We start from the raw sequence: 8,904 nt of genomic DNA, 5'->3' as shown, positions 1-8,904 counted from the left end.
GGGCGAACCAGCAGGCGGACGGTCCGGCGACCCAAAAAGGTGGCCGGCGCATATCTTTCACCCCCCATCCCGCGCCCCTCCCATCCCGAAATGGCGCAATAACGCCACTCCCCGGATGCGTGGGAGCCGCCGCGCACCCGAAAGATACGCGCCGGCCACCTTTTTCCGCCGCGCCGACGCATCTCCGGATAGGAGCGGGCCCCGGAGGCCTCCACCGCCTCAAGACCATCATCGACACCGGCCCGGACGCGCCGGCGAGGGCCGCCGGCCGGGCCCGGGTTCCGCTGGACGGCGTCTGCTGCGCCCCTTCACCCTCTGCTGCGCCCCTTTCGCTCTGCTACGCCCCTTTTCCTCGTACAGTGAAGGGTGAAAGGGCGTAGCAGAGCGAAAGGGGCGCAGCAGAAGAGCGGGACGGGGCGGTGGATGGTCCGACGTCGCCCCTGTGCATCGCGGTTCGCCCGGGCGAGGCTCGTCGCCGTGCCCGCGGCCCTCGGCCAGGCTGCCCCAGGCGGAGTTGTCGCCCGCCTCGTCGCCGCGCCCGCGGCCCTCGGGCCGGTGGTTCCGGACGCGGTGCCGCGGTCCGACTCGTCGCCGTGCCCGTGCGGGTCCTCGGGCCGGCGCCGGTGCGCTCGTCCGCGTCGGTCTCACGGACGGGGGCGGCGAACCGGTCCCCGTCGCGCTCCTCGTTCGCACCGCCGCGCCGGGGCAGGGGCTCCGCCTGGGTCGCGGGATCGTCGGAGAGACGCATGTGGGCGCAGGGGCGGTCGAGGGGGCTCCGCCCGGGTCGCGGGATTATCACTCGACCCGCGAGGGCGGGCGTCGAGATCGCCGGGCGGCCCGCGAGGACGTCTGCCAGGGGCATGATCTCGCGGGGCGCCCGGCGATCTCGCGAACCCGGCCGGGGCGGGATGGGACGGGGACCGGGCCCGGGCCCACGACGACTCCCGGACCGACCCCGGGCTGGCGCGGGCCGGGCCCAGGCCGGCCGAGACCGGGACCGGCTTGCGTAAATTGCAGGTCCGCTCAACGGAATCCCGGGGCCGGAGCCGGTGCGGACCCGGGGCCGGCTTGCGCAATGCGAGCCCGGCGCGACACCGTCCACCCCGCCTCGCGCCGCGCGAGCCCAGCGCGACGGAATCCGCCCGCGCTCGATCCGCGCGAGCCCACCTCGCACAATGCGAGCCCAGGTGACATCACCAGAACGACTCCCCCGGGGGCGGGGACGCGCAAGGGCGGCGTCTCCGCCCATGGCGAGTCCCAGAGACTCCCCCCGGGGGGGCGGGGACGCGCAGGCGAAGACACGCAGGGCGGTGGCGCCGACGCCGGCGCCGGCCCGGCGCCGATCGCACCGATCGCGACGTAGAGTCGCACCGGGCGCCGCCCGCCCACCTTCTCGACGGCGGTCGGCCAGCGCCCCGGCAGCCCCGCCCGACCGTTCACCGGAGGAACCATGACGAGCCCCGTCCCCGCGCGCCCGACCGCCCCCTCCCCCGCCGCGCCCGGGACCGACCCCGCCGCCCCCTCCCCCGCCGCCCCCGCATCCGCCGCGCCCGTCACCAACGCCGGCCTGTTCGACGCCGCCCGCGCCGTCATCCCCGGCGGCGTGGACTCGCCCGTGCGCGCCTTCGGCTCGGTGGGCGGCGCCCCCGTCTTCATCGCCGGCGCCCGCGGCGCCCGCGTCAGGGACGTCGAGGGCCGCGAGTACGTCGACCTGGTGGGCTCGTGGGGGCCGGCCCTGCTCGGCCACGCCCACCCCGACGTCGTCGAGGCCGTGCGCCGGGCGGCGGGCCGCGGCCTGTCCTTCGGGGCGCCCACCGCCGCCGAGACCGAGCTGGCCGAGGCGGTGCGCGCCCGCGTGCCCGCCGCCGAGCGGGTGCGCTTCGTGTCCACCGGCACGGAGGCGACCATGACGGCGATCCGCCTGGCTCGCGGGGCGACGGGCCGCGACCTGGTGGTGAAGTTCGCCGGGTGCTACCACGGTCACAGCGACGGCCTGCTGGCGGCGGCCGGGTCCGGGGTGGCCACCGGCGGCCTGCCGGGGTCGGCGGGAGTGCCCGCCGCCGTCGCCGCCCAGACGATCGTCCTGCCCTACAACGACGCCGACGCCCTGATCGGGTGCTTCGAGGCCCGCGGGCGGGACATCGCCGCGGTCATCGCCGAACCGGCGCCGGCGAACATGGGCGTCGTGCCGCCCGTGCCGGGCTTCAACGCGACGATCCGCGAGGTGAGCGCGGCGCACGGCGCCCTCATGATCGCCGACGAGGTCCTCACCGGCTTCCGCGTGGGCCCGGCCGGGTTCTGGGGGCTGGAGGCCCTGGACGGCTGGTCGACGGCGCTGGACGACGGCGGGGCCGCGGCGGCCGCATCACCGTCGTGGCCGGGGGCGGACTGGCGCGAGCGGGCGGCCTGGGTGCCGGACCTGCTGACCTTCGGCAAGGTGGTGGGCGGCGGCATGCCGCTGGCGGCCCTGGGCGGGCGGGCCGACGTCATGGAGCTGCTGGCGCCGGTCGGGCCCGTCTACCAGGCGGGGACGCTGAGCGGCAATCCGCTGGCCACGGCCGCCGGGCTCGCCACGCTGGGGCTGGCCGACGACGCCGTCTACGCGACCGTCGCCGCCCGCGCCCGCGAGATCGGGGAGATCGTGGGCGCGGCACTGGACGCCGAGGGTGTGGCGCACCGGGTGCAGCGCTCGGGCTCGCTGTTCTCGGTCGTGTTCGGGGCGGGGGCGGCCGAGCGCGGCGTGCGCGACTACGAGGGGGCGCGCGCCCAGGAGGCCTGGCGCTTCGGCCCCTTCTTCCGCGCCTTCCTGGAGGCGGGCGTGGCCCTGCCGCCCAGCGTCTTCGAGGCCTGGTTCGTCTCGGCCGCCCACGGCGGGGCCGAGCTGGAGCGTATCGCGGCGGCGGCGCCGTCGGCGGCCCGCGCGGCCGCGGCGGCCCGGCCCCCTCGCGGGACCGGCCCCGACGACTGACGGGACGCGCGCCGATCCCGCGCGGGCGCGGAAGTAAGTAAGGAGGACGCAGGGCATGGGAACCAGGGGCGACAGGCTCGAGCGCCTCATCCGCCAGCTCGAGACCGCCGAGGGGCCGGTGCCCGCGCGGGCGCTGGCCGCGGCGCTCCACGTGACCGACCGCAGCATCCGCTCCTACGTGCGCCAGCTCAACGGGGCCGGGGAGCGCGAGCTCATCGTCTCCACCCCGGCGGGTTACCGGCTCGACCGCCGCGTCCTCCGGGAGCGGCGCGAGCTCGCCTCCCGCGGCCGCGACCGGGGCGCTACGCCGCACGAGCGCCTCCACGAGCTGACCCGCCGCCTGCTCGTATCCGGCCCGCACGACGTCTTCGCCCTCGCCGAGGACTTCTGCGTGAGCCCCTCGACGATCGAGGCCGATCTGGGCCGGGTGCGGATGCTGCTGAGGGATTACGACCTGGTGCTGAGCCGGTCCCGCGACAACGTCTCCGTCGAGGGGCCCGAGCGGCAGCGGCGCAGGCTCATGCGGCAGGTGCTGCTCGCCCCCGGCGACCGGGACGGGGAGTTGGCGGCGCACGTCGCCCGCCGCCGCCGACGTCACGAGCTCATGCGCGTCGTCCGCGGAGTCCTGAAGTCCCTCTCGATCAGCCTCAACGAGTACGTGCTCCTCGACCTGTGCACGCACCTGTACATCGCACTCGAGGGCCTGCCCACGAGCTACGGGGAGCCCGCCGCCGCGCCGGCGCGCATCCTCCGGGCGGCCGAGGCCGTCGTGCGCGGCGTGGAGGAGTGGTCCGGACGCCGCCTGCCCGCGCCCGAGACGGGCTTCGTGAGCGCCTTCCTCCTGGTGAGCACCCATCAGGCGCTCGACGCCGCCGCCCTCGACCCCCGCGTCGCCGGCGCCGTGCGCGAGGGGGCCCTGCAACTCGACGACCACTTCCTCGTCCGCCTCTACGACGGCGAGGAGTCCATGCTCGGCCTGGCGGTCCACGTTCAGCACATGGTGGCCAGGATCCGCTCCGGTCATGACGTCGCCCGCCCCTTCGGCCCCGAATTCCAGATGAACCACCCCCTCGCCCACGAGCTGGCCCTGTACTTCTCCCAGAGCCTGGAGGGGTCGCTCGGCATTCAGATCCCCCGGCCCGAGGTCGATTTCCTCGCGCTCCACCTGGGGGCCCGGTTCCAAAGGCTCATGGACGCCGAGCAGCTCGTGACCATCACCCTCGTCCTGCCGCGCTTCGGCACCATCGCCGACGACGCCGTGCGCCGCCTGACGCAGGGCCTGCACGGGCAGGCTGTGGTCGAGCGGCTCGTCACCGAGATCGACGCCGAGGTCTCGCGCCGTCCCAGCGACCTCGTCGTCAGCGCCGTCGATCTCGACGTCGACCCCTCCGTGCCCGTGGTGCGCATCAGCCCCCTGTGCTCGGGCCACGACCTGGACCTGGTGCGCCGGACCGTGCTCGACGAGAGGCGCCGGGCCCAGCGCCACCGGGTCTGGTCCGCCCTGGTCGCGTTCACCGACGAGCGCCTCTTCGAACACGTCGAGGAGGAGCTGACACGGGACGGGGTCCTGGAGCGGGCCTTCGGCCTCCTGCGCGCGGCCGGGGCGGTGGGCCCCGCCTTCCTCGACGACGTGCGGGACCGGGAGCGCCGCTCCCCCACCGCCTTCGGCGGGCGCTTCGCCATCCCGCACTCCTTGTACATGGACGCCGAGCGCACCGCCCTGTGCGTCCTCGTCCTGGCCCATCCCGTCCCGTGGGGGGCGTCCGCCGTCGACCTGGTCATCACGCTCGCCGTCGGCCCCCGGGAGCGCGCCGTCTTCCGCGACGTGCTCGACGAGCTCGTCCGCGTGCTGTCGGACCCGGTCGGAGTGGACGCGCTGGTGAGCGCCGGGATGCACTACGCCGGGTTCATGGCGGCCCTGCGGCGCCAGACCATGATCTGAGGGCCCCGGCGCCGACGCCGGTCCCCGGTCCGGGCGCCCACGGATCCTTCCGGCCCGCGGAAAGCACTCTGATGGCGGGCGGGGCGCATCCGCCGCATCCTGGAGACGTCAACGCCCCTTATCCGACGGAGGAAGAAATGGCCGACGACATCCGTGTTCTCCTGGTCTGCGGCACCGGAGCCAGCAGCGGGTTCATGGCGGCGAACATGCGCAAGGCGGTCGCCGCGCACGGCTACAACATCAAGGTCACCGCGCGCTCCGAGAGCGAGATCGCCAACTTCATCGACGAGACCGACGTCATCATGGTCGGCCCGCACCTGTCCTACGTCTTCGACGACATCGACTCCTTCGTCGGCGACGACGCCGTCACGGTGATCCTCATGAAGCCCGAGTACTACTCCTCGCTCGACGGCGAGGCTGCCGTTCAGCACCTGGTCGACGTCATCAACGAGGAGGAGTGATGCAGCCGTTCATCCACTGGCTGGAGACGAGCTTCTCGCCGCGCATGGCGAAGGTGAACAACAATGTGTGGGTCGTGTCCATCAAGGACTCGATCATGCAGGTGCTCCCCTTCATCCTCGTGGGCTCCGTCTTCGCGATGCTCGCGATCCTCAACGACTACTTCCCGTCGCTCCCCAGCTTCTGGACGCCCTACGGGTGGACGATGGGAATGCTCTCGCTGCTCGTCAGCTTCCTCATCCCGTTCAACCTCATGGAGAAGCGCAATTTCCGCAAGCAGCGGCTCATAGCCGGCGGGTCGGGAACCATTCTCCTCCTCATCATCATCACGCCCCAGGTCGTCAAGGACGGCGAGCCCGGGTTCGGGCACGCGGCCCTGGGCGCGGGCGGGATGTTCGTGGCGATCCTCGCCGGAGTGGTCTCCGGACTCATCATGTCCCTGTTCGGCGGGTTCAGCCTCTTCAAGGAGGAGTCCGTCATCCCGGAGTTCGTCCGGGCCTGGTTCGACGCCATGATCCCGGTGGGCCTCGTGGTCACCCTCGGGTGGGTCGTGGTCGACCTTCTGGGGCTCGACGTCTACAACGCCGTCCTGGCGGTGTTCAGGCCGCTCGCCGGGATCATCGAGTCGCCCTGGGGATTCCCGCTCATGTGCCTGACCTACTGCTTCCTGTACTCCATGGGGATCTCGTCGTGGGTCCTCACCCCGGTGACCACGCCAGTCCTCCTGGCGGCCATTCAGGCGAATATGGCCGGGACGGCGGAGAATCTCGTCACCTCGACCACGCTGTTCTCCACCTACCTCTGGTTCGGCGGCATCGGCAACACCATGGCCCTGGTGCTCATGATGGCCGCCTCCAAGTCCACTCGGCTCAAGGCGCTGGGAAGGGCCTGCCTGCCCCCCGCCATCGTCAATATCAACGAGCCGGTCGTCTTCGGGGCCATCGCCTGGAACCCGGTGCTCATGGTGCCGATGTGGCTGCAGGGCCTCATTCCGCCGATCCTCGTGTGGCTGCTGACCAAGACGATCCGCTTCGCCCCCATCCCCATGAACCAGTTCGAGCTGTGGTACACCCCCTACCCGCTCGCAACGTGGATCACGACCCGCTCCCTGTCCGCCATAGTGCTCATGCTCCTCGTCTTCGCCGTCTCGGCGGTGATCTGGTACCCGTTCTTCAAGGTGTACGAGCACCAGTCCCTTCTCAAGGAGGCCCGCGACTCGGCCGGGTCGGAGGCGGGCCGGACGGGCGGGCCGGACGGGCGGAGCGAAGCCCGCGTCGCGAGCCGGACCGGGGGCCGGGCGGGCGCATCCGCCTCCGCCGCGCCGACCACGGTCCGCCGGGGCAGCAGGAGGCTGACCGTCGTCGTCGGCCGTCCGCAGAACACCGGCGCGGACGAAGCCGGCGAGAACCGCTCCGATGGCGACGACGTCGGGGCCGGCGGGAGCCGCTCGGCCGACGGAGCCAGCGCGGACGAGCCCGGCGCCTCCCCGGCGAAGAGCGGCGGCGGCGTGCGCCGCGGCACCAGGAAACTCGTCGTGACCTCCGCCGAACCCGCATCACAGGCATCGGAAGGACCCGGCATGAACGACACCCTCGTCGAGGCCTCGACGCAGATCCTCATCCACTCCGGTGACGCGCGCAAGGAGACCTACCGCGCGCTGGAGGCCATGGAGGCCGGCGATCTCGCCCGGGCCCGCGCGCACCTGGACGCCGCCGACGAGCACATCCGCCAGGCCCACGCGGAGCACACCGGCATCATCCAGCTCGAGGCCGGCGGCCGGACCCTGCCCTACGCCGCCCTGTTCTCCCACGCCCAGGACACCCTCATGACCACCTACAGCGAGCTGCGACTCACGCGCAGACTCCTGCCCGTCTTCCGCACCCTCGACGACCGCATCCGAGCACTGGAGGCCAAGAACCATGACTGACCCGCTGCACGTCCCCACCGCCTTCCCACCCGACTTCCTGTGGGGCGGGGCCATCGCCGCCAACCAGGCCGAGGGCGCCTGGCGGGAGGGGGGCAAGGGCTGGTGCCTGGCCGACATCAATCTCTACCGGGGCGACCTGCCGCCGGAGAGGCGCTCGAACAAGGAGATGACGACGGACCGGGTGCGCTTCCACATGGAGGACGCCGAGGGCCGCTACCCCAAGCGCGAGGGCATCGACTTCTACCACACCTACCCCGAGGACCTGCGGCTCCTGGCCGGGACCGGGATGAACGCCTTCCGCACCTCGGTCAACTGGGCCCGCGTCTTCCCCAACGGCGACGACGCCGAGCCCAATGAGGAGGGCCTGGCCTTCTACGAGCGCCTCGTCGACGAGATCCGGGCCAACGGCATGGAACCGGTCCTCACGCTGTCCCACTACGAGATGCCCCTCAACCTCACCACCTCCTACACCGGCTGGTGCAGCCGGGAGACCATCGGCTTCTTCGTGCGCTTCTGCGAGGCGGTCATGCGCCGTCTGGCCGGCAGGGTGCGGTACTGGATCGTGGTCAACCAGATCAACCTCATCACCCACGAGTCCTTCAACCACCTGGGGGTCGCCGCGGACAAGGTCGAGAACCTGGAGGAGGCCAAGTTCCAGGCCGTCCACAACGAGATGGTCGCCGCGGCCCGCGTGACCTCTCTCGGCCGCCGGATCGACCCGGACTTCGAGTTCGGCGTCATGCTCTGCCACGGCAACGCCGACCCGGCGAGCTGCAGGCCCGAGGACGTCCTGGCGGCCCTCCAGCAGAACCAGATGCAGTACTTCTTCTCCGACGTCGCCCTGCGCGGCGCCTACCCCGGCTACGCCAAGCGGCACTTCCGCGATCGGGGCGTCACCATCGAGTTCGGCCGGGGGGACGAGGAGGCGCTGCGCGAGGGGATCGCCGACTTCCTGAGCTTCTCCTACTACTACACCCGAATTATCGACGCGCGGGCGTGGGAGTCGGGGGACGTCGACGGATTCGCCAACCCCCACCTGACGGCCTCGGAATGGGGCTGGGCCATCAACCCGATCGGCCTGCGAGTCGCCCTCAACGCCTACTGGGACCGCTACCAGAGGCCGATCATGATCACCGAGAACGGCTTGGGCTCGCGCGACGTCCTGGAGGAGGACGGGACCGTCCACGACGCGTACCGCATCGACTACCTCCGGGCGCACGTGGCCGCCATGCTCGAGGCGATCGAGGACGGGGTCGACCTGCGCGGGTACTTCGCCTGGGGGCCCATTGACATCGTCTCCTGCTCCTCCTCCGAGATGGCCAAGCGCTACGGCTTCATCTACGTCGATCTCGACGACGAGGGGAACGGGAGCGGCAGGCGCGTCCTCAAGGACTCCTACGCCTGGTACCGGCGGGTGACGGCGTCCAACGGCGCCGACCTGGGCTGACCCGGCCCGCCGCGACCCGGCTGCGCGCCAGGGCGAGCCATAACCCGGAAGGACCCGACCCCGCCTCCGCTGCGCTCCGGCTCCGCGCCCCGACCCCGCGTCGGGGCCGGAGGCGGCGTCGGAGCCGATAAGGGGCGGGGCCGGCGTCGGGGTCGGATCAG

The 8,904-nt window shown here is 72.6% G+C and carries 5 protein-coding genes; all 5 read left to right on the top strand.

What is annotated here, in order from left to right:
- The first annotated feature begins 1,450 nt into the window (after window positions 1-1,450).
- The 5 genes from hemL to G446_RS0104025 all read left to right on the top strand — a co-directional run bounded on the left by hemL (window position 1,451) and on the right by G446_RS0104025 (window position 8,743).
- The gene (gene hemL, locus G446_RS0104045; protein ID WP_084778968.1) at window positions 1,451-2,968 is read left to right on the top strand and encodes a glutamate-1-semialdehyde 2,1-aminomutase; all 1,518 of its coding nucleotides are present in this window, start codon (window positions 1,451-1,453) and stop codon (window positions 2,966-2,968) included.
- A gap of 55 nt (window positions 2,969-3,023) precedes the next feature.
- The gene (locus tag G446_RS0104040) at window positions 3,024-4,910 is read left to right on the top strand and encodes a BglG family transcription antiterminator (RefSeq protein WP_026409178.1); all 1,887 of its coding nucleotides are present in this window, start codon (window positions 3,024-3,026) and stop codon (window positions 4,908-4,910) included.
- A 137-nt stretch (window positions 4,911-5,047) separates the two neighbouring features.
- Window positions 5,048-5,371 (top strand): PTS sugar transporter subunit IIB, encoded by a 324-nt coding sequence (locus G446_RS0104035; RefSeq protein WP_034469037.1) that lies wholly within the window; start codon window positions 5,048-5,050, stop codon window positions 5,369-5,371.
- Window positions 5,371-7,296 (top strand): PTS lactose/cellobiose transporter subunit IIA, encoded by a 1,926-nt coding sequence (locus tag G446_RS19130; RefSeq protein WP_084778967.1) that lies wholly within the window; start codon window positions 5,371-5,373, stop codon window positions 7,294-7,296. The genes G446_RS0104035 and G446_RS19130 overlap by 1 nt, the downstream gene beginning before the upstream one ends.
- Complete coding sequence (locus G446_RS0104025) at window positions 7,289-8,743, top strand: glycoside hydrolase family 1 protein (protein ID WP_026409176.1); 1,455 nt, start codon at window positions 7,289-7,291, stop codon at window positions 8,741-8,743. The genes G446_RS19130 and G446_RS0104025 overlap by 8 nt, the downstream gene beginning before the upstream one ends.
- Window positions 8,744-8,904 lie beyond the last annotated feature (161 nt).

The sequence above is a fragment of the Actinomyces dentalis DSM 19115 genome (assembly GCF_000429225.1).
Lineage (GTDB): Bacteria > Actinomycetota > Actinomycetes > Actinomycetales > Actinomycetaceae > Actinomyces > Actinomyces dentalis.
Note: the sequence above shows the minus strand (reverse complement) of the source record. Positions and strands in the feature narration are given on the sequence as shown.

Coding starts and splice junctions, on each gene's coding strand:
- G446_RS0104035 (WP_034469037.1), top strand. CDS start 5,048: ATGGCCGACGACATCCGTGTTCTCCTGGTCTGCGGCACCGGAGCCAGC.
- G446_RS19130 (WP_084778967.1), top strand. CDS start 5,371: ATGCAGCCGTTCATCCACTGGCTGGAGACGAGCTTCTCGCCGCGCATG.
- G446_RS0104025 (WP_026409176.1), top strand. CDS start 7,289: ATGACTGACCCGCTGCACGTCCCCACCGCCTTCCCACCCGACTTCCTG.
- G446_RS0104040 (WP_026409178.1), top strand. CDS start 3,024: ATGGGAACCAGGGGCGACAGGCTCGAGCGCCTCATCCGCCAGCTCGAG.
- hemL (WP_084778968.1), top strand. CDS start 1,451: ATGACGAGCCCCGTCCCCGCGCGCCCGACCGCCCCCTCCCCCGCCGCG.